23 protein-coding genes are annotated in these 19,280 nt (G+C 43.8%); 9 read left to right on the top strand and 14 right to left on the bottom strand.

What is annotated here, in order from left to right; all coding sequences use genetic code 11:
- Window positions 1–72: 72 nt before the first annotated feature.
- Complete coding sequence (gene thrH / locus JO943_RS12335; RefSeq protein WP_202740921.1) at window positions 73–690, bottom strand: bifunctional phosphoserine phosphatase/homoserine phosphotransferase ThrH; 618 nt, start codon at window positions 688–690, stop codon at window positions 73–75.
- Window positions 691–898: 208 nt separating this feature from the next.
- Between thrH and JO943_RS12330 the strand changes: the two genes are divergently transcribed.
- Both JO943_RS12330 and JO943_RS12325 read left to right on the top strand, forming a co-directional pair.
- Window positions 899–1,519: a phosphoadenosine phosphosulfate reductase family protein gene (locus JO943_RS12330; RefSeq protein WP_005227006.1), complete on the top strand. Its 621-nt coding sequence runs from the start codon at window positions 899–901 to the stop codon at window positions 1,517–1,519.
- 181 nt (window positions 1,520–1,700) lie between these two features.
- Window positions 1,701–3,089, top strand: coding sequence for a WS/DGAT/MGAT family O-acyltransferase (locus JO943_RS12325; protein ID WP_005288714.1), 1,389 nt, complete (start codon window positions 1,701–1,703; stop codon window positions 3,087–3,089).
- 36 nt (window positions 3,090–3,125) lie between these two features.
- On the opposite strand, the gene JO943_RS12320 is transcribed toward JO943_RS12325, so the two are convergent.
- From JO943_RS12320 to JO943_RS12295, 6 genes are all read right to left on the bottom strand, one after another.
- A complete protein-coding gene (locus tag JO943_RS12320) occupies window positions 3,126–3,299 on the bottom strand; it encodes a PA1571 family protein (RefSeq protein WP_104021909.1) in 174 nt (57 codons plus the stop codon).
- 135 nt (window positions 3,300–3,434) lie between these two features.
- Window positions 3,435–4,889: a ribonuclease G gene (gene rng, locus JO943_RS12315; RefSeq protein WP_005227003.1), complete on the bottom strand. Its 1,455-nt coding sequence runs from the start codon at window positions 4,887–4,889 to the stop codon at window positions 3,435–3,437.
- 63 nt (window positions 4,890–4,952) lie between these two features.
- Window positions 4,953–5,513 (bottom strand): Maf-like protein, encoded by a 561-nt coding sequence (locus JO943_RS12310; protein ID WP_202740920.1) that lies wholly within the window; start codon window positions 5,511–5,513, stop codon window positions 4,953–4,955.
- Window positions 5,501–5,992, bottom strand: coding sequence for a rod shape-determining protein MreD (gene mreD / locus JO943_RS12305; RefSeq protein ID WP_005227001.1), 492 nt, complete (start codon window positions 5,990–5,992; stop codon window positions 5,501–5,503). The genes JO943_RS12310 and mreD overlap by 13 nt, the downstream gene beginning before the upstream one ends.
- Window positions 5,979–6,836 (bottom strand): rod shape-determining protein MreC, encoded by an 858-nt coding sequence (gene mreC, locus JO943_RS12300; RefSeq protein ID WP_005227000.1) that lies wholly within the window; start codon window positions 6,834–6,836, stop codon window positions 5,979–5,981. The genes mreD and mreC overlap by 14 nt, the downstream gene beginning before the upstream one ends.
- Window positions 6,837–6,853: 17 nt before the next feature.
- Entirely contained in the window at window positions 6,854–7,894 is a 1,041-nt protein-coding gene (locus JO943_RS12295) for a rod shape-determining protein (protein ID WP_005226999.1), read from the bottom strand.
- A 133-nt stretch (window positions 7,895–8,027) separates the two neighbouring features.
- On the opposite strand from JO943_RS12295, the gene gatC reads away from it, so the two are divergent.
- The 4 genes from gatC (at window position 8,028) to JO943_RS12275 (ending at window position 11,926) form a co-directional block, all read left to right on the top strand.
- Window positions 8,028–8,345: an Asp-tRNA(Asn)/Glu-tRNA(Gln) amidotransferase subunit GatC gene (gatC, locus tag JO943_RS12290; RefSeq protein WP_004652310.1), complete on the top strand. Its 318-nt coding sequence runs from the start codon at window positions 8,028–8,030 to the stop codon at window positions 8,343–8,345.
- Between the two features lie 53 nt (window positions 8,346–8,398).
- Entirely contained in the window at window positions 8,399–9,877 is a 1,479-nt protein-coding gene (gene gatA, locus JO943_RS12285) for an Asp-tRNA(Asn)/Glu-tRNA(Gln) amidotransferase subunit GatA (RefSeq protein ID WP_202740919.1), read from the top strand.
- Window positions 9,877–11,346 carry an Asp-tRNA(Asn)/Glu-tRNA(Gln) amidotransferase subunit GatB gene (gatB, locus tag JO943_RS12280; RefSeq protein WP_202740918.1) on the top strand — a complete coding sequence of 490 codons (1,470 nt, stop codon included), beginning with the start codon at window positions 9,877–9,879 and terminating at the stop codon, window positions 11,344–11,346. Before gatA ends, gatB begins: the two co-directional genes overlap by 1 nt.
- Window positions 11,347–11,443: 97 nt before the next feature.
- Entirely contained in the window at window positions 11,444–11,926 is a 483-nt protein-coding gene (locus JO943_RS12275) for a hypothetical protein (RefSeq protein ID WP_202740917.1), read from the top strand.
- 112 nt (window positions 11,927–12,038) lie between these two features.
- On the opposite strand, the gene JO943_RS12270 is transcribed toward JO943_RS12275, so the two are convergent.
- The 6 genes from JO943_RS12270 to JO943_RS12245 all read right to left on the bottom strand — a co-directional run bounded on the left by JO943_RS12270 (window position 12,039) and on the right by JO943_RS12245 (window position 16,206).
- Entirely contained in the window at window positions 12,039–12,446 is a 408-nt protein-coding gene (locus JO943_RS12270; protein ID WP_202740916.1) for a PIN domain-containing protein, read from the bottom strand.
- Entirely contained in the window at window positions 12,443–12,697 is a 255-nt protein-coding gene (locus JO943_RS12265) for a DUF6364 family protein (RefSeq protein WP_202740915.1), read from the bottom strand. The genes JO943_RS12270 and JO943_RS12265 overlap by 4 nt, the downstream gene beginning before the upstream one ends.
- Before the next feature lie 89 nt (window positions 12,698–12,786).
- Window positions 12,787–13,308, bottom strand: a complete 522-nt coding sequence (locus JO943_RS12260; RefSeq protein WP_202740914.1) for a hypothetical protein — start codon at window positions 13,306–13,308, stop codon at window positions 12,787–12,789.
- A gap of 153 nt (window positions 13,309–13,461) precedes the next feature.
- On the bottom strand, window positions 13,462–14,232 hold the full coding sequence (locus tag JO943_RS12255) for a hypothetical protein (RefSeq protein ID WP_202740913.1): 771 nt from the start codon (window positions 14,230–14,232) through the stop codon (window positions 13,462–13,464).
- 34 nt (window positions 14,233–14,266) lie between these two features.
- On the bottom strand, window positions 14,267–15,331 hold the full coding sequence (locus tag JO943_RS12250) for a DUF1176 domain-containing protein (RefSeq protein WP_202740912.1): 1,065 nt from the start codon (window positions 15,329–15,331) through the stop codon (window positions 14,267–14,269).
- Window positions 15,332–15,630: 299 nt separating this feature from the next.
- Window positions 15,631–16,206, bottom strand: a complete 576-nt coding sequence (locus JO943_RS12245) for a hypothetical protein (RefSeq protein ID WP_227614467.1) — start codon at window positions 16,204–16,206, stop codon at window positions 15,631–15,633.
- Window positions 16,207–16,402: 196 nt separating this feature from the next.
- Between JO943_RS12245 and JO943_RS12240 the strand changes: the two genes are divergently transcribed.
- A complete protein-coding gene (locus tag JO943_RS12240) occupies window positions 16,403–17,152 on the top strand; it encodes a DUF4850 domain-containing protein (RefSeq protein WP_202740911.1) in 750 nt (249 codons plus the stop codon).
- On the opposite strand, the gene JO943_RS12235 is transcribed toward JO943_RS12240, so the two are convergent.
- A complete protein-coding gene (locus tag JO943_RS12235) occupies window positions 17,126–18,058 on the bottom strand; it encodes a LysR family transcriptional regulator (RefSeq protein ID WP_202740910.1) in 933 nt (310 codons plus the stop codon). The two genes, JO943_RS12240 and JO943_RS12235, sit on opposite strands and share 27 nt — an antisense overlap.
- Before the next feature lie 100 nt (window positions 18,059–18,158).
- Here JO943_RS12235 and JO943_RS12230 point away from each other — a divergent pair, with 100 nt between their 5' ends.
- The gene (locus JO943_RS12230; protein WP_005288748.1) at window positions 18,159–18,731 is read left to right on the top strand and encodes a chromate transporter; all 573 of its coding nucleotides are present in this window, start codon (window positions 18,159–18,161) and stop codon (window positions 18,729–18,731) included.
- Window positions 18,728–19,243, top strand: coding sequence for a chromate transporter (locus JO943_RS12225; RefSeq protein WP_005226986.1), 516 nt, complete (start codon window positions 18,728–18,730; stop codon window positions 19,241–19,243). Before JO943_RS12230 ends, JO943_RS12225 begins: the two co-directional genes overlap by 4 nt.
- The last annotated feature ends 37 nt before the right edge of the window (window positions 19,244–19,280 follow it).

The following is a 19,280-nucleotide window of genomic DNA, read 5'->3' as shown; positions in this document are numbered from 1 at the left end:
CCATAATAAAAGGCGCTTTAAGCGCCTTTTATTATTTTGGAGTTTTAAAAAATCAGCAATCAAATGGATTCATTATTCTGGAATATCACGTTGTGATACAGAACGAATCGCCTGCTTTAATGCCTCATAACCATGCAATGGCGGGAACTGCGGAAATTCTGCAATCACATTGTCTGGCGCATCAAACAGGAAACCATGATCTGCTTCACCCAGCATGGTAGTATCATTATACGAATCACCTGCCGCAATCACACGGAAATTCAAGCCATGTAATGCTTTGACTGCTTGACGCTTCTGATCTGGCTGGCGTAATTTATACGCCGTAATCATGCCGTTTTCATCGGTTTCAAGCTTATGACAGAAAATGGTTGGCCATCCCAACTGTTTCATCAATGGATGTGCAAACTCATAGAAGGTATCAGATAAAATAATCAGCTGGAAATGCGTACGTGCCCATTCCACAAACTCTTTCGCACCCTCAAAAGGCCCCATATCTGCAATCACGGCCTGGATATCATTTAAGCCCAAACCATGCTGTTTTAGGATGTTGAGACGCTGAGTCATCAACACATCGTAATCAGGAATATCACGTGTCGTTGCCTCAAGTTCTTTAATCCCTGTTTTTTTGGCAAAGTTAATCCAGATTTCTGGAACTAAAACCCCTTCAAGATCTAGGCATACGATTTCCATGCTTATTCAACTATCCTATGTGTTAAAAATTGCGCTAGTTTAGCATGGAGATGTGCTCAACAATTGCCCTTTTTTCATGGTCTAACCATAGATTTTTTGAATAAGAATTTCCTTGGCGAACATATCCGACCAGACATAATTGCATTACTATATGAAGCAGTATGTCGTGTAAACGACGAAGACCGATGAGCATAAAAGGCAACGTGTTATGACTTTAAATTTGGATCAAATCAATACAGAATTTGGCAATGATGCTGAAAAACTAATTGAATGGGCATTAAGCTTAAATGAAAAGGCCATTGTGACAACGAATTTCCGTCCATTCGAAGCTGTCATTCTGCACATGTTGACGCGTGTCAAACCTGATATTCAGGTGGTTTGGATGGATAATGGCTACAACACCGAAACCACTTATCGATATGTAGATGAAATTAGCAAGTTACTGAACTTGAACCTTCTTACTTACCTGCCAAAACGTTCACGCGCACATCGTGAAGCACTGGAAGGTCCTGTGCCGGCACTCGATGATCCAAAACACGAAGCCTTTACCGCTGAAGTAAAGTTAGAGCCTTTTGAACGTGCAATCCGTGAAACTGCGCCTAAAGTCTGGTTTACCGCTTTACGTGCCACCGATACCGCAGTTCGTGCAGAAATGGACCCGGTCAGTATTAATCCGGATGGTCTGATCAAGGTTGCGCCATTATTAAAATGGACCTCAAAAGACCTATGGGAATATATGCAAAAACATAATTTACCGGACAATGAAGATTACTTTGATCCGACCAAAGGTGAAGAACATCGTGAATGCGGTTTGCACCTAAATCACTGATTTTCGCCCCGTATTAAAATAAAACCACTGATTCGTCAGTGGTTTTATTTTTCCTGACTCGTCTGTACAAAGTCATATTTTAACCAGAACAAACAGTATATACTGCGCAGAACGGTTCAATAAGACGAATAAGAACTCATAGAGTATCTTATAAAAAATGCGATGAGAGGCTAGATCTGCTATGCGCCCACTACACCCCATTGATTTTATTTTTCTCTCATTAGAGAAACGGCAACAGCCTATGCATGTAGGGGGATTGTTTCTATTCGAGCTTCCTGAAAATGCATCATCGACCTTTGTACATGATTTAGTTGAGGAAATTCGTCAGTCCAAGAGTATTCCTGTGCCTCCATTCAACAATCAGCTGAATGGTTTATTCTGGGGTGAGGATAGCGAGTTCGATCTGGATCATCATTTCCGTCACATTGCCCTGCCAAATCCAGGACGTATCCGTGAACTGCTAGTATATATCTCTCAGCAGCATAGTTCGCTAATTGATCGTGCTAAGCCACTGTGGACCTGCGACATTATTGAAGGTATTGAAGGCAACCGTTTTGCCATGTATTTCAAGATTCACCATGCCATGGTCGACGGCGTGGCAGGCATGCGTCTGATTGAAAAATCGCTTTCTCATGATCCAAATGAAAAGCATGTGGTACCTTTATGGTGTGTAGAGGGCAAAAGAACTAAACGTTTAAAAGCGCCTAAGCCACCGACGGTAAGCAAAATTAAAGGTGTGATGGAAGGAATTAAGTCCCAGCTTGAAGTTGCACCTAAGGTTATGCAGGAACTGTCGCAAACCATCTTTAAAGAGATGGGCAAAAATCCGGACTATGTCTCGACCTTTCAGGCACCGCCTTCGATCCTGAATCAACGCGTCAGTTCTTCACGCCGTTTTGCAGCACAATCATTTGAACTGGAACGTTTCCGCCGTATTGCCAAGTCATTGGGCGTAACCCTGAATGATGTGATTTTGGCCGTCTGCTCGGGCGCTTTACGTGAATATCTGCTCAGTCACAATAGCTTGCCGAAAAAGCCGCTGATTGCGATGGTGCCTGCGTCTTTACGGACCGACGATTCGGATGTTAGCAACCGTATTACCATGATTCTGGCCAATCTGGCCACCCATATCGAAGATCCGATTGAACGTCTCGACATCATTCGCCGTAGCGTACAGAACTCAAAACAACGCTTTAGTCGTATGACCGCCAATGAAATTTTGAACTATAGTGCAGTCGTCTATGGACCAGCAGGTTTAAACATTGCCTCAGGTATGTTGCCGAAGCGTCAGGCCTTTAACCTTGTGATTTCCAATGTTCCCGGCCCGCGTGAGCCTTTGTACTGGAATGGTGCCAAACTGGATGCACTCTACCCTGCATCGATTGTGATGGATGGTCAAGCACTCAATATCACCATGACCAGTTATCTGGATAAACTGGAAGTCGGCTTGATTGCATGTCGTAATGCTTTGCCGAAAATGCAGAATTTACTGACACATTTAGAAGAAGAGATTCAACGTTTTGAACAGGCGATTCAAGATTTGCCGCAAGCGCAAAAAGTCGAAAATTAGAATAACAGAATAAATTAAGGGGCTTTCGTTAGCCCCTTACTTTTTAATTGTACGGCAACGCTGTAAGAGCTGATGGCAGGCTGAGCGAATCATCGCTGTGGTAATCTGAACTTCTTTACCTTGACTGTCGACCATGTAGCAAGTGTTTACAGGGGTGCTGTCTAAAACGTGTTTAAAACCGTGACTCACTAATCTTTCAGTTACATTCATCATTATATACCTCATATTATTTGCTAAGGGACCCAAAAGTACCTATGGCTCATTCTATGGTTCTAGTATTTAAAATTCATGATAGAAAGTAAAATTTCAGTTGTAACAAGGCTTAAGCGAAATCTTGTTACAACTTTAGGTTAAAATGATATCGTATTGCTCTTGCGTATACAGATTTTCCACCTGGAATTTAATCACACGATTAATAAAATGTTCTAAATCCGCGACAGCTGGGGCTTCTGCTGTTAAGAGCCGATCAATCACTGCTGGATGTGCAACGACAGTAAAGCCACCCTTGGAATCAAATGCACGGGCATAACGCAGAATCTCTCGAAATATCTCGTAACATACTGTCTCTGCTGTTTTCACATATCCCCGCCCCTGACAAGTTGGGCAGGATTCACAGAGTAAATGTTCCAAAGATTCACGGGTCCGTTTACGCGTCATCTCCACTAAACCGAGCTCGGAAACCTGGGTAATTTTGGTTTTGGCGTGGTCGCGCTCGAGCATACGTTCGAACTGGCGCATTACTTCTTCACGATGCTCAGCTTCCTGCATGTCAATAAAATCAATGATAATAATACCGCCCAGATTACGCAGCCGTAGCTGTCTTGCAATCACCTGCGTGGCTTCCATATTGGTTTTAAATACCGTGTCTTCCAAGCTGCGCCCGCCGACATAAGAACCGGTATTGACATCTATGGTGGTCATGGCCTCGGTCTGGTCAATCATCAGATAACCGCCCGACTTGAGCGCGACACGGGTTTGCAAGGCTTTTTGAATATCTTCTTCGACGTTATATAAATCGAATAACGGTTTCTCACCCGGATAATGAATTAAACGGTTTTGAATGGTCGGCACAAACTCATCCACAAACTCGCTGAGTTTGCCGTGAATCTCGCGTGAATCGACATAGATCTTTGCCGTTTCATCACTGGCCAGATCACGCACAATGCGTTGCGGTAAAGGTAACTCTTCAAAGATCAGTTCGGCTGTTGCGGCTTCTTTTTGTTTACGCTGGATAAATTCCCATAACTTGCTGAGATAGCACATGTCCTGTGCAATCGCAGCTTCATCGACGCCTTCAGCGGCAGTACGCACAATTACACTGCCCGGCAAATGATGCTCGGCCTGAATGCCTTCAATAATGCCACGTAGCCGATCCCGTTCATCTTCAGATTCGATTCGCTGAGATACACCAATGTGATTGCCATACGGCATCAACACCAGATAGCGCGAAGGAATAGAAAGATCGGTGCTCAGGCGCGCGCCTTTGGTTCCCAGCATGTCCTTCATGACCTGAACCGTCAGCATTTGCCCGGGATGTAATAGCTCGAAGACATTGGGGGTGGGTTGCGAACGCGACCACACCATATCGTTAATATGCAAAAAAGCGGTTCGAGACAAACCAATATCGACAAAGGCTGCTTGCATCCCCGGCAGGACACGCACCACTTTACCTTTGTAGATATTACCCACTAACCCACGTTTAACCGTACGCTCAACAAATAGTTCATTGACCGTACCATTTTCAATCAATGCCACACGACATTCCATCGGGGTGACGTTAATCAGCAACTCTTCTGCCATAACAAACTCAAAACTTTATAAAAATTCTTATATCCGAAAGTGTTATCCCCAGTATTCCAATACTTAGGCTTTAACCCTTTCTAATAACTGTGCTGTCTCATAAAGAGGCAAACCCACTACATTACTGTAGCTGCCCCGAATTTGAGGAATATATTGTGCAGCAATTCCCTGTATCGCATAGGCGCCCGCTTTTCCTACTGGCTCGCCAGTCGCCCAGTATTCTTCCATCGCTGCCGGACTCAGTGGCTGTAACTCAACCTGAGTGCATACCGCAGTACTCAACACCTGTGCAGACGTTGCCACACAGAGGCCAGAGTAAACCTCATGCCATTGTCCAGACAGTATGGCCCAGATTTCAAAGGCATGCTGTTTTGATTCCGGTTTTCCAATAATTTTACCCGCAAAACTTACACTGGTATCTGCCGCAATCACAATGGCGTGAGGAAACTGCTCTAACACCACTTGCGCCTTGGCTCGGGCCAAACGTTCAACATAATGTTCAACCGCTTCCCCATCCTGCACAGCCTCGTCGATATCCGGACTGTAAATTTCAAAGTCCAGACCCAGTTGTGTCAATAGCTCCTGCCGACGCGGCGAGCTGGATGCGAGAATTATATGCGCCATTTATGCAAACAATAATAAACCAGTGGCCATGCTAACACACCTGTCACCACAGGTTGCCAGTGACGCGCAATCGAGAAATGTGTTCCGGCAATGGTCTGGCTAATCCACAGAAAGGTAATATGCGCAACAATCGCCAGTACCGCAATCACCCAGGAGTTTCCGAAGGTCAGAATGCGGCGTTCACGAATCAAATAGCGTGTCGTAAAGGCAATCAGTACAAAACTCAGGGCATTTAAGCCAAACGGTGCATCGAGCAACAGGTCAACAAAAAGCCCCATCCCGAAGGCAAACCAGACCCCGCACCAGACCGGCTGGTAAAGAATCCAGAACAGCATGATCATCAACATCATCGATGGACGCCATCCGGATGCCTCATAAGGGATCGGATAGATCATCAACACGGAACCTATCACAATCGACAGGATAATCATCAACAGTGGATCTTTGCGTTTCTCATAGTTCAGTTTAGCGATCGGCATACGGTTGCTCCTGCGCTAAAGATTCCGAGAATAAGACGACCACGTGATGACCACTAGCCAGCTGAGCAGCAGGTGCCACGTCGATTTCAGCAAATTCGCCCGAGGTATGTCGACTGACTTTCGATACCGTACCCACTAAGTAACCTGCCGGAAAATGTTCACCGAGTCCAGAGCTATAGACCTTGTCCCCAACCTGAATATTGGCACTGGTCGGCACATATTCCATTTTAAGTTGTCCCAGATCACCTGTACCCGTGACAATGGCACGCATTCCTGTACGTTCTAGACGTACCGATAATGAATGTTCTTTATCAGATAGCAGCATAATCCGTGAACTATGCGGATAGACATTAATAATCTGCCCCATAATCCCCTTATCATCCAGCACAGTTTGTCCTGTTCTTAAATGATCCATGGAACCACGGTTAATAATAATAATATGCCGCAATGGGTCAGCATCGGTCCCGATCACTTCGGCAATCTGCATACGTCCATCAATAATCAATGGCGTATCCAATAGCCCTCTTAAACGGTTATTTTCCGCAGAGAGTTCTGAAAGCTTTTGTAGACGGACTTGTGCCTGAAGGAGTTCAGCCTGCATGGCCGTATTTTCACGGCGCAATTGGGCTTCGGATTTGGTTTGTTGGTTAAGCCATTCTCGCGACAGTACAGGATAGCTTGCCAGCGCATAAATCGGATTATACGCGGCATACAAGACATCCCTTGCGGGTTGGATGACATAGGGCATGCGCCAATCAAAGAAAAGCACCACCAGACATGTAATGACCGCAATGACAAATGAGCGAAAAGATGGCGGTTGTCTTGAAAAAAGATTCGGTTGCACCGCCTCGTCCTTATGATTTAACCAACGAAAAGCATGTCATGGTTTGGATTGTCAAAGAACTCTAAAACTTTACCGCCACCACGAGTAACGCAAGTTAAAGGATCATCTGCAACAATCACAGGCAGACCTGTTTCTTGCGCAAGTAATTTATCCAGGTTACGTAGCAATGCACCACCACCGGTCAACACGATACCGCGTTCTGCAATATCCGAAGACAATTCAGGAGGCGTTTGTTCAAGGGCAGATTTCACCGCACTGACAATGCTTTGCAATGGATCAGCAATGGCTTGGGTGATTTCATCAGAAGTCACGGTAATCGCGCGAGGAACACCCTCTGCCAGATTACGGCCGCGAACTTCGATTTCAAGGGTTTTGCCGTCTGTAACAGCCATACCCACTTCTTTCTTGATCACTTCAGCTGTGGTTTCCCCGATCACACAACCGTGCGCTTTACGAACGTAGTTGATGATCTGCTCATCAAATACATCACCACCGATACGTAATGAATCTGCGTATACACAACCTTGCAATGAAATGATGGCGATTTCAGTGGTACCACCACCGACATCAACGACCATCGAACCACAGGCTTGCTCAACCGGCATACCTGCGCCAATTGCAGCCGCCATTGGCTCTTCAATCAAGCGAACATCACGTGCGCCTGCATTGAATACAGCCTCACGAATGGCACGACGCTCAACCAGAGTCGATTTACATGGTACACACACCACCACACGTGGTGCTGGCGGGAATAAACGCTTTTCATGCACTTTGCCAATAAACTGATTCAACATGGTCTCAGTTACTTCAAAGTCAGCAATGACACCGTCTTTCATCGGACGAATCGCTGAAATATTCGCTGGTGTACGGCCTAACATTTGTTTAGCATCAAGTCCTACAGCGGCAACAATTTTTTGTGAACCACTGTGACGAATTGCCACAACAGTTGGTTCATTTAATATAATGCCACGGCCTGGTGCATAAATAAGTGTATTTGCAGTACCTAAATCAATGGCTAAATCCGGCGAAAACAAGCCAATTAGTCGTTTTAGAATCACGGGGGCGTTCTCAATTAAACTTTGTGTGAATACAAGGTGGCAACTTTAACTAAATGTGATGATTTGAACAAGTCAATCGCTTATTATAACGCACGATATTTTGAAATTTTTTAATACTGAATTAGGTAAAGTTATGTCTACATCATCAGATGCTCAGCAGACAACAGACTTAAACGCGCAAACGGTCTCACAAATCGCACACCTTGCACGTTTATCTCTCAATGACACGCAATCTGCTGAATATGCTCAAAGTTTAAATAAAATCCTTGGCATGATGGAAAGCTTGAAAGGCATTAATACCGATGATGTTGAGCCTTTAAAGAGCCCATTTGATAACCCGCAACCTTTACGCGCTGACGTTGTGACTGAAAGCAACCATCGTGATGAATATCAAGCGGTCGCCCCTGCTACTGAAGCAGGTTTGTACCTCGTACCTCGCGTAATTGAATAAGTTTTATTCGATTAGTCAATATTTTATATTTAGAATGTAAAGAAATTTTTCATATGACAGATTTACATCGCTTATCAATCCGTGAACTCTCTGAAGGCTTAAAAACAGCCCAATTTTCATCACGTGAATTGACTGAACATTATTTAAAGCGTATTGCAAAAATTGACCCGAAAGTAAAAAGCTATGTGACCGTCACCGCAGAACAGGCATTGGCCGAAGCTGATGCGGCTGATGCGGCACTGAAGTCAGGCAATGCACATGCGCTAGCGGGTATTCCCCTTGCCCATAAAGATATTTTTTGTACCCAAGGCATTAAAACCACGGCCGGTTCAAAAATGCTGGATAACTTCATTTCACCTTATGATGCTACCGTGGTTGCAAAAGCCAAAGCTGCGGGTCTCGTGACTTTAGGTAAGGTGAACATGGACGAATTTGCCATGGGTTCAACCTCTGAAAATTCTTACATCGGTGCAACGTCTAACCCTTGGGCACTGGATCATGTACCGGGTGGTTCATCTGGTGGCTCAGCAGCGGCTGTGGCGGCTGATCTTGCACCGATTGCGACAGGTACCGATACAGGTGGCTCAATTCGTCAACCTGCTTCATTCTGTGGCTTAACTGGCTTAAAACCGACCTATGGTCGTGTATCTCGCTTCGGTATGATTGCCTATGCATCATCACTGGATCAAGGCGGTCCAATGGCACGTTCTGCAGAAGACTGTGCTTATTTGATAAATGTGATTGCGGGTCATGATGCCAAAGACTCGACTTCGATCAACAAAGAAGTCGATGACTATGTGGCGAACCTAAACGGTACAGCAGTGAAAGGTCTACGCATTGGTATTCCAAAACAATACTTCAATGTGGCAGGTTTAGACGCAGATGTAAAAGCACGCGTTGAAGAGTCATTGAAAAAGTTAGAAGACATGGGTGCAATCTTGGTTGAGATTGATCTCAACATGACTGAAGCCTATGTACCAACTTACTACCTGATCGCGCCTGCGGAAGCATCTTCAAACCTGTCACGTTTTGACGGTGTACGTTATGGCTACCGTTGTGAAAACCCAGTGGACTTGATGGACTTGTATAAACGTTCACGTTCAGAAGGTTTTGGTGCTGAAGTACAACGTCGTATCCTGATTGGGACTTATGCCCTTTCTGCGGGTTACTACGATGCCTACTATGTCAAAGCACAAAAAGTACGTCGTTTAATTCAGCAAGATTTCCTCAAAGCATTTGAAAATGTGGATGTGATTGCTGCACCATCTGCACCAACCACAGCCTATAAAATCGGTGCGAATCTCAGCCCGACTGAAATGTATTTAGGCGATATCTATACCCTTGCAGTGAACTTGGCAGGTCTACCAGCCATCAACGCACCAGTTGGTTTTGATAAAGACAGCTTGCCTGTCGGTTTACAGTTGATTGGTAACTACTGGTCAGAATCACAATTGCTGTCGATTGTGCATCAATATCAACAAAACACAGACTGGCATACCAAACGTGCGGCAATTGCTGAGGAGAATACATAATGGCTGAAGCTCAAAAGTTAAAGTTAATTGACGGTTGGGAAGTCGTTATCGGGATCGAGATCCATACTCAGCTTGCAACCAAATCTAAAATCTTCTCGGGTTCATCGACTGAATTTGGTCAAGACCCAAATACACAAGCCAGCCTTGTTGATTTAGCCATGCCGGGCGTATTGCCTGTGTTGAATGCGGAAGTGGTTGATCTTGCGATTCGCTTTGGTTTGGGGATTGATGCCTATATCGATCAGGCCTCTGTATTTGCGCGTAAGAACTACTTCTACCCAGATTCGCCAAAAGGCTACCAGATCAGCCAGATGGACAATCCGATTGTGGGCTTGGGTCATATCGACATCCAGCTTGAAGATGGCACTGTGAAGCGTATTGGCGTGACTCGTGCCCATCTTGAAGAAGATGCGGGTAAATCAATCCATGACCAGTTCGAAGGTATGTCGGGTATCGACTTGAACCGTGCGGGCACACCATTACTTGAAATCGTATCTGAGCCGGATATGCGTTCGGTTGAAGAAGCGGTTGCCTATATCAAGTCGATTCACACTTTGGTGCGTTGGTTAGGTATTTCTGACGGTAACATGGCAGAAGGTTCTTTCCGTGCTGACTGTAACGTGTCATTGCGTCGTCCGGGTCAACCGTTCGGTACACGTTGCGAGTTAAAAAACCTCAACTCATTCCGTTTCATTGAGCAAGCGATCAATGTTGAAATTGAACGCCAAATGGAAATTCTGGAATACGGCGGCGAGATTGATCAGGAAACCCGTTTGTTCGATCCGAACAAGATGGAAACTCGTTCAATGCGTTCAAAAGAAGAAGCGAACGACTACCGCTACTTCCCGGATCCAGACTTGTTGCCTGTGATCATTGCTGACGAGCAGATCGAAGCGGCACGTGCTGCCCTTCCAGAACTGCCTAAAGCGCGTCGTGCACGCTTTATCGCTGACTTCGGTGTGACTGAGTACGATGCACATGTATTGACGCTGTCACGCGAAATGGCGGACTTCTACGAAGCGGTTGTGGCTGCTGCGGGCGGAGCAAAGCAAGGTAAAGTATCAGCAAACTGGGTGATGGGTGAATTCTCAGGCGCTTTAAACAAAGCGGGCCTAGAATTGGCGGACTCTCCTGTTTCTGCTGAGCAATTGGGTGGCATGATCGCACGTATTGTCGACAATACCATTAACGGCAAAATCGCGAAGCAAGTGTTTGGCTTTATGTGGGAAGCAGAAGGAAAATCTGCGGATGACATCATTGCTGAAAAAGGCTTGAAGCAAGAAACCGATACCGGTGCGATTGAAGCGATTATCAAAGACGTGCTTGCAGCCAATGAAAAAATGGTCGAAGAGTACAAGTCTGGTAAAGAAAAAGCCTTTAATGGTCTTGTTGGTCAAGTCATGAAAGCTGCAAAAGGTAAAGCCAACCCAGCCCAAGTGAATGAATTAATGAAGAAATTGATTGGTTAAACTGATCTGATTTCGAAAGAAAACCCGCTTTAGAGCGGGTTTTTTGGTTTTTATAGGATAAAATATTCACACAATAAATTTTTAAACTAAAACAGACATGATCCTTCAACTTATGAGAAATAGATTACTGTTGAGTACCTGTTTACTTTTAATCAGCACTTCTAATTTTGCACAAACACCCCAAGTTCCTAAAGCCGATGCTGAGGCCATTTTTAAAGCGGCAGGTTTTAAAAAAACTAAATATGGTTGGGAAGGTAACTGTGATATTGGTAAAATCACCACATATCAAGACTTAAATGGTGATGGACTAAAAGATGCCATCATTTCAGATGCTGATTCAACATGCTATGGCCGAGAAATGGTGGGTTACCACCTCATCTCACAACAGAAAAAAGGACTATGGAAAATGATTGCCGAGAATCGAGGCACTCCAACTTTCCTAAAAACTACAGGTAAAGATGGTTGGCCAGATCTTATTAATGAAGGCTCTGGTTTTTGCTTTGCCGTATTCCGTTGGGATGGTCAAGAATATAAGGTTCATCGTTATGAATATGAAGGCAAGGCTTGTTCATTGCGATAAATAAATATCCAAGAAAATAAAAAAATCCCTCATGAACGAGGGATAGGATTTAATTTATTAACGTAAAGGCGTGACTAACTTATTTAAAACAATGCATTGAGATATATCAAAATCAATCAATAAAAACACTTGGCAAAACCACCTTCAATTCAGCAAACTTATAATCCTGAATATTTCGAGTGACAATCATCGTACAACCAAAACTCAAAGCAGCAAAATGCTGAATAGCATCTTCAAAATCAGTAAATTTAGACTCTAAAGCATTGGTAATTCCAACATGATCAACAGGAATAATGACGAAAAATTTTAGTAGCTGCTTTATAAATATACGAGCCTTTTCATCCCCACCTAACTTACGCAAAATATAGTAAATATTGGCAACGCTATTGGATGAAATACAGCCTGTAAAAGTTCTATTTTCACATAAGGCCAAAACAGACTGACTTGCCTCAACAAATGGCTGGCGCGCTAAAGCGACATCTAAAATCACATCAGAATCAATAAAAATACGCTCACTCATAGATGCTTTTCCATACGTCCATCTGCAAGTAATTCTTTATAATCCTGCCCGTTATCTTGTTCTGCAAACATTCCAGTTAAATGCTCTGTAATTGGGGCATGAAGCTCATTCGTCGTTCTATTCGCTTGAGCTGAAATACGGTCTAAATAAGCCTCTACCAAGCTAGAAACACTTTGCTGATGTTGTTGGGCATAATGTTTTGCTCGTTCAATCACATTCTTATCAATAGATAATGTTAATTTTGCTTGCATAAGTTTCTCCCTATACGTATTAACCATTTAATTATACGTATAGGTCATTTTTTAGCAATTCTTTTGATCAATAGAGACAACTTAAACTCTTACTGCCCTCTTAACACACCCAACTTATTCCAGATATCAGGCGTTAAAAAAGTCGTAACCAATTTATTTAAGTCAATATAACGCAAGGTACCTTGCAACTGCTGTCTGACCGCTGGATCTTTGACAATATCCTGTCCCGCACTCTGACCTAACTGCTGAAAAGCCTGACCGACTGCCTGAATTCCTTCGGCTTTGATCACAGCCTTAGTCTGCGTCGAACACTGCTCTACAATCACACGCTGTAACACCTGCGCCAGCTTCTGATCCAGCTGGGTTTTCTGCTCAGGCGTGACATTGCTAAATGCCTTTAAATCAGGATGCGCAGCTAAAGCACTAAACGTCCATTGCAACACTGTGGTTTTATCCGCTGCGGTAGTCGCTTTCACCAAACAATCACTCAGTTGATCGACTGTTGGACCTGCCGTTGCCATTTGGGTGGTACCCAACACAGCCGCAGCCATCAAGACAGAACGACTCAGATGAGAAAATTTACGGCGGGTAGAAGAATAAACACGAGACATAAGCACAGTTCCAAATTGCAATCTTTCCCTTTGTACCATGTACGGTGCAAATCATCTGTTATGACGCTGTAAATTGCGTAAGCCCACGCCTTTAAAGCTTTGGCAAAGTGTAAAATGATCTTCTATAACAACCCTATATTCCTGCATGCGCATTTATTCCATACCGGCATAATCCCAAGATGCGGGTATATTTGGCTGCTGCGGGGCTTTATTTAAATCAATATTCAGATTACGACTGCCCTTAAATGATTTCTCGCCCGAATCTGATGCAGGTGACACATCCAAACTATAGCGATAACGGAATTGCCAAAGCATCGGCTTAATCGGACGAATATCCAGACTCAGGCCATCTTCATCATGGCAGTTGCCCTTAGAACGTTCATAATCCTGTTCCGAGAAACAGGCCCGAATCATGCGATAAAAATGAAAAGGATAATTTTCAATAAAGTGATGCGTCTGACCAGAATCCTTTAACTCATAAAAGCTGGCCCGTTCAATCCCCGCCCCACCACCGGAATACATTTCAGAAAAAGTATCAATCATGGCAACAGCATAACGATTCTGATCCATGGGAAATAGCTTAGGAAAAATATACTGTCCTGATCGTGCCATTTCTTGCGACGAGGCTAATGGAATATGCCACTGTTTCAATAGTTTAAAACCTGTGGTTGAAATACCAAACCGAGCAATATTGCCCTCAGATAATAGCCATAGACCTTGATCAGGTGTTTTCAAACTTAGCAATTGTGGTTTGTTCTGACATAGCTCTTTTACTTGTTCACAAAGCTGCGTTTGTTCGGTTGAACTCAGTTGTCCCTTTTTAAATTCCAGAACCTGTAATGGTGCAGCAAAAATAGTTGTACTAAAACAGGTGGATGCACCCAGCAGAATCATTGCAGTCAAAACACTTTTATCCTTTAGCATGATATTTCCTTAGGCTATTTTTATGTCCAATGCATTATTTAACGATGGCTTCGATCTGATCAAGATCCCACACCCCACCCGCGGCAACTCCTTTACACATCCCTGTCCAGCGATCTAGCATATGTACAAACTTCTGTCCATCCCAGACCCATTCATCACTGGCCCAGCAATCACCGATACCACGACCTTTTTGTGAGCTACTCAAAATACCGTTATAAAACTCGGAAGCCTGTTCAGTCACAAAGTTTGCCTTGTTTGTAAGTGAATCATCCAGCACCCATGCGCCATAACCTTCGTTATAGGCACCACGCCAGCACAAGGTCATCGCCAATACTTTTTTATTGGTCAGTTTATACAGCTCGATCGCTTGAGGCTTTGTTTCACCATCCTCATACATCCCTTCACAAAAGCCCTCCTGTTTTGGTGTCGGCTGAGCTGCCATCAAATTACGATATAACGCTGCATAGCGTTTGTTATTTGGCTGCAAGGTTAGATAAGGTTTACTGGAGGTTTTGAGCTGTTTGACCGTAAATCTGGGTTGAGCTGCTAATACCTTCGACTCATCCGCTTGGCCCTTTTTAATCAAAGCGCCTGCCGTAGCAATACGCTTCTGGAAATCATCCATTTTCAGCAAGACTGCAGTCATGCCTGCATCTGAAATTTTCCATTGCAGCTGCGCATTTTTAAACACGATCTCGGTCTGTTGTCGGGACTGCTGTAATAAAGCATTCACTTGATTTGCTGAAAGTTTACCCATCAGCGGAAATTCAGTCCCCTCAAACGAGACTGCGCCCAAATCTTTCCCATTGATATAAAAATGAATATTTTTAAGCTTGGCGGCCGGAAAAGACTCCTCTTCATAACGTGCCAGTGCGAATTCTACCTGTACAGGCTGCCGTGCTCCCGCCTGACGGGTCAATAATAATGAAGCAGGCTCATTACGCTCCGCTTCACTTTGATAACCCGCAGCCCGACAAGTACCCGTATTGCTACAGTAGATTTCCCAATCCTGATGCGAGAAAGAAATGCTCTTAATGTCTTGGGCAAAAGCACTCGAACTCAACGCAATAAAACCACAGACTGTAAGTATCTTGTTCATAGGGATTATTTCTCTAGGCAATCAAACCTATTTATACGAGGTCAATGTCAGCTTACGATCACTAATTTTTTAGATATGACTTATTTATTGTTCAATCATACTCCACTCTAGTTTTATTATGATATCCGGTATAAAAATTATCATGAGTTGACGTAAGTGAGTATGGTCTCTCATTTACGTCAACTTTATATTTATCAGAAAACAGATTCTATTTTTAAATTGAAAACTTCAAAAGAGTGATTACATAGAGAAACACTCCTTGATCATTTCTGCTTTTCTATTTTAATTTTTTCTACTGATCATTGGCTCGTATGGAATCTCTCTACATATCCTTTGCTATCAAAATTAATCCATAGTGAAACGCCACTAGCCCCACCTGCTGTACCTGTAGCAGCATTTACGGCATCGATTTTAGCAGATTGAACCATTGCACCTGCTTCTCCCGACCCACCTCCAGGAATTGCCTGCATCAAACGATTTTTAAGAATATTCATTCCTGTATTTACAGTCTGAGAGGAAGAAGAAGCAAAAGCACCAAGCGGAGAATTTGATGCTCCAGAATTGAAATACCAAGATTCACTCTTATCCGAAGCAATAGACTTACTTTTAGGTTCGCCATACATTGCAACCACTTCAGCTTTCGTAGTCTTACCTTTAATCAAATGAGATTGCAGATAGGTTGGTTGATATTTTTCATTGGATGTACCACCTGGCATAGAGGCACAGGCTGTCATTCCAAGTACAGTAGCAACTAAAAGTGCTTTCAATGTTAAGTTTATGTTCATAGCCATTTCTTCTAACTTATGAGGATCAAGAACTATTTTATTTTCTTTATTTATCCTTATGCCAATTGTTAAGAATATAAAAATAAACAATTAAGAAAAATCTAACAATTAAATCAAAATGTAAAATCTAAATTGAAATATAGGTATTGTTTAATCTCCCCCTTAAAGTCACCATACCGTTAAGCTTGAACTGTCTGGTTGATTCTCTCTATAAATCAGCTTGTCAAATGCACTCATCTCAAACAATATGTTAATGTGAATTAAACCCGATAACACAAAACTAAAAATGCAAAAATCACTTTCAATTCATGCTATTTTATTTACATTATCAGTGACTTCAACTCATGCAGAGGTCAGCACCTTTAAGCCGATCTTTCCCAAATTTTCAAATACAGCTCAAGAGCGAAAAGCCGAAAATCAAATTTATGCTTTGGGTGAAGTGTCCTTTGCCAACGATGTGCGTGTTCCCTTTTATGGAGTGACTGCGCTGAATCCAGCCGATGAAGGCTTATTAAAAGACTTTAAAAGCTGTACAGCAAAAAGCTGCCATTTTGACTTTAAGCTGGATACACATCAGGCCAAGCAACTCAAATTAGTTGCGCTACCTGAAATTGGTGCAATTCTGGTACCCAAAGATTGGCGCGATGTGGAGGCAAATGCGGGCGCAAATGGTACGGGTTCAGCCCTGCTGATGAGTCCAAATCAAAAGCAAGCAATTGAATTATACGACTCATCCTTCTGTGTCGGTTGTGGTATGCCTTATGCCACGCTTTATTTTCCTAATCTGTTAAAGCAGAGTATTGAAAATGAATATGGCAGCTATAAAGACCCGCAAAAACTGGTCAAGGTGGTACATCCCTCCAAACAGGTGGCGTTCTTTAGCTATCAGATTCCACAACTGAATTACAGAACTCATGGTGTGGCTAAATATATTGACGAAGGTGACTTTAACTTCAGGGTCATTAAAGTGACGCTGGATCAATCACAGCAACATCTGGCCGGGCCGATTTTAAATTTCTATCACTTTAACCATTGAACCGTTCCAAACCGCCTGACTGGCTTTGAGTAAACTCAAGAAATGCTCAACCCGAACACTATTGCCTTGGGTACGACAAATTGCATAAATCGGGGCAATACATGGTTTTTTCGCCTCTAGCGATTTATACACAATCTGCTTGTTCCAGAAGTCCTGAATTGACGCAGGGACAATAGACAGTCCAATGCCTGCGGCAATCAGATTAAGGCTCGAGGTTAAGCGCGGTGCCTCTTGAACAATATTGGGACTAAAACCGGCCTGATAGCAGTTTGCCAGAATATTATCGAACAGGTCCTGTCCCGCGATACGGCGATACAATACAAACTCATACGGCTCCAAATCGACTAAACGGATTGCTCCCGCTTGCCCAGCCAAAGGATGATTACTCGGCAACGCGACAATCAAAGGCTCATCCAGTACATGAATACTTTGGACTTCGGTATGAATCGGTGCCGGTTTGCGTAGAAACACGATATCCAGTTTTTCATTGATGACTGCATCCGTTAAAGCTGTGCTGCTGTCCTCTTCCAGATGAATCGCTACCGCAGGAAACTGTTCCCTAAACTGACGCAATACCGCTGGCAAAAAAGGATGTAAGCCTGCGGAGTTGGTAAAGCCAATATTGATCTGACCTTCCAGCCCTTGCGCAATATTTTTTACCCGTTTCGGAATCGACTGGGCATGCGCCAGAATGGTAATCGCTTCCTGATACAAAGCCTTACCGGCTTCCGTGACCTCGACACCACGAGGCAGACGTTTCAGCAAAGCCGTATCCAGTTCTTGTTCCAGACTTTTGATCAATCGGGTCAAGGGCGGCTGTTGCATATGCAGTTTGACTGCTGCTTTGGAAATATTGCTTTCTTCCACCACAGCCACGAATGCATTGAGCTTATGAATATCGATCATACATACCTTAAAAGTATAGATAATGGCAAAAATAGCATTTGTGAATATACCATAAATCTTTCATGCTATAGCTCACAAGGTTGAACAGAAAGGTAATCCAATGAAAGCCCAAGTCCTATCAATAGAGCGTGAACCATTAACGACTGCTCCTGATTGTAAGGCACTTTTTACGGGGTTTATGAAATTGGGATTGATGGGTTTCGGTGGCGTGTTGCCACTGGCACATCGCATTATCGTTGAAGAACATAAATGGATTGATGCTGGCAAATTTACCGACTTACTTGGCGTGTGCCAGTTATTACCGGGCGGTAACATCATCAATATGGCAGTTGCTATTGGAATGGAATTCCAGGGCGTGAAAGGTGCGATCAGTTCAGTCCTCGGTTTGATCTCCGCCCCAACTGCAATTGTGCTGATGATCTATCAGGTCTATGAGCATTTTCAATATCTGCCTGCCGTCAAACACATGATCCAGGGTTTGGCCGCCGCCGCAGCAGGCTTGCTGTTTGCCACAGGCTTTAAGATGCTCAAACCCATCTTGAAAAGTTACCTGACCCTTTTTACCATCGGCCTGACCTTCGTGTTTATGATCTGGATCAAGCTGCCGTTGGCACTGACTTTAGCGATTCTACTGGCCATTAACATGCTGGTATTGGGAGTGAAAAAATCATGATCTTAGTCACCCTTGCCGTGGTTTTTACTCAGCTTTCATTGCTGGCTTTTGGCGGTGGTAATGCCATCCTGCCTGAAATGCAGCATCAGGTGGTAACCGTGCATCAATGGATGAGTGCAGAGCAGTTTAGCTCGCTCTTTGCCATGGCACAGGCGGCACCCGGGCCGAATATGATGATTGTGCCTTTGGTCGGCTGGCATGTGGCAGGTCCAGCAGGTTTACTGGTCACTTCATTGGCGAAGTTTGGTCCATCTTCCATCATTACCATTTATGCGCTCAAATTCTGGGAACGCTTTAAAGCCAATCCGTTACGGGCACGTTTTGAAAAAGCGTTGAAACCGATTACTGTCGGCTTGGTCCTGGTCAGTGCCTGGATGATTGCCGATGCTTCCGCACAAAACCTGCTCCTGGTCATTATCGTAGTTGTTACTGCTGTGCTCGGGATGTTTAAAAAGATCCATCCACTTTGGGTGATGGCCGCAGGGGCAGGACTAGGAATTGCCTTCCTTTAAATCGAGCCAATAAAAAACCTGCATGATGCAGGTTTTT

The organism is Acinetobacter sp. 'aerobic (ED)', from assembly GCF_904886855.1.
Taxonomy (GTDB): Bacteria; Pseudomonadota; Gammaproteobacteria; order Pseudomonadales; family Moraxellaceae; genus Acinetobacter; species Acinetobacter courvalinii.
Note: the sequence above shows the minus strand (reverse complement) of the source record. Positions and strands in the feature narration are given on the sequence as shown.

Coding starts and splice junctions, on each gene's coding strand:
- mreD (WP_005227001.1), bottom strand. CDS start 5,992: ATGCCGATCGCTAAACTGAACTATGAGAAACGCAAAGATCCACTGTTG.
- JO943_RS12265 (WP_202740915.1), bottom strand. CDS start 12,697: ATGCAAGCAAAATTAACATTATCTATTGATAAGAATGTGATTGAACGA.
- thrH (WP_202740921.1), bottom strand. CDS start 690: ATGGAAATCGTATGCCTAGATCTTGAAGGGGTTTTAGTTCCAGAAATC.
- JO943_RS12255 (WP_202740913.1), bottom strand. CDS start 14,232: ATGCTAAAGGATAAAAGTGTTTTGACTGCAATGATTCTGCTGGGTGCA.
- JO943_RS12250 (WP_202740912.1), bottom strand. CDS start 15,331: ATGAACAAGATACTTACAGTCTGTGGTTTTATTGCGTTGAGTTCGAGT.
- JO943_RS12235 (WP_202740910.1), bottom strand. CDS start 18,058: ATGATCGATATTCATAAGCTCAATGCATTCGTGGCTGTGGTGGAAGAA.
- JO943_RS12325 (WP_005288714.1), top strand. CDS start 1,701: ATGCGCCCACTACACCCCATTGATTTTATTTTTCTCTCATTAGAGAAA.
- JO943_RS12260 (WP_202740914.1), bottom strand. CDS start 13,308: ATGTCTCGTGTTTATTCTTCTACCCGCCGTAAATTTTCTCATCTGAGT.
- JO943_RS12310 (WP_202740920.1), bottom strand. CDS start 5,513: ATGGCGCATATAATTCTCGCATCCAGCTCGCCGCGTCGGCAGGAGCTA.
- gatC (WP_004652310.1), top strand. CDS start 8,028: ATGTCTACATCATCAGATGCTCAGCAGACAACAGACTTAAACGCGCAA.
- gatA (WP_202740919.1), top strand. CDS start 8,399: ATGACAGATTTACATCGCTTATCAATCCGTGAACTCTCTGAAGGCTTA.
- gatB (WP_202740918.1), top strand. CDS start 9,877: ATGGCTGAAGCTCAAAAGTTAAAGTTAATTGACGGTTGGGAAGTCGTT.
- JO943_RS12320 (WP_104021909.1), bottom strand. CDS start 3,299: ATGAATGTAACTGAAAGATTAGTGAGTCACGGTTTTAAACACGTTTTA.
- JO943_RS12270 (WP_202740916.1), bottom strand. CDS start 12,446: ATGAGTGAGCGTATTTTTATTGATTCTGATGTGATTTTAGATGTCGCT.
- JO943_RS12275 (WP_202740917.1), top strand. CDS start 11,444: ATGATCCTTCAACTTATGAGAAATAGATTACTGTTGAGTACCTGTTTA.
- rng (WP_005227003.1), bottom strand. CDS start 4,889: ATGGCAGAAGAGTTGCTGATTAACGTCACCCCGATGGAATGTCGTGTG.
- JO943_RS12225 (WP_005226986.1), top strand. CDS start 18,728: ATGATCTTAGTCACCCTTGCCGTGGTTTTTACTCAGCTTTCATTGCTG.
- JO943_RS12230 (WP_005288748.1), top strand. CDS start 18,159: ATGAAAGCCCAAGTCCTATCAATAGAGCGTGAACCATTAACGACTGCT.
- JO943_RS12240 (WP_202740911.1), top strand. CDS start 16,403: ATGCAAAAATCACTTTCAATTCATGCTATTTTATTTACATTATCAGTG.
- JO943_RS12330 (WP_005227006.1), top strand. CDS start 899: ATGACTTTAAATTTGGATCAAATCAATACAGAATTTGGCAATGATGCT.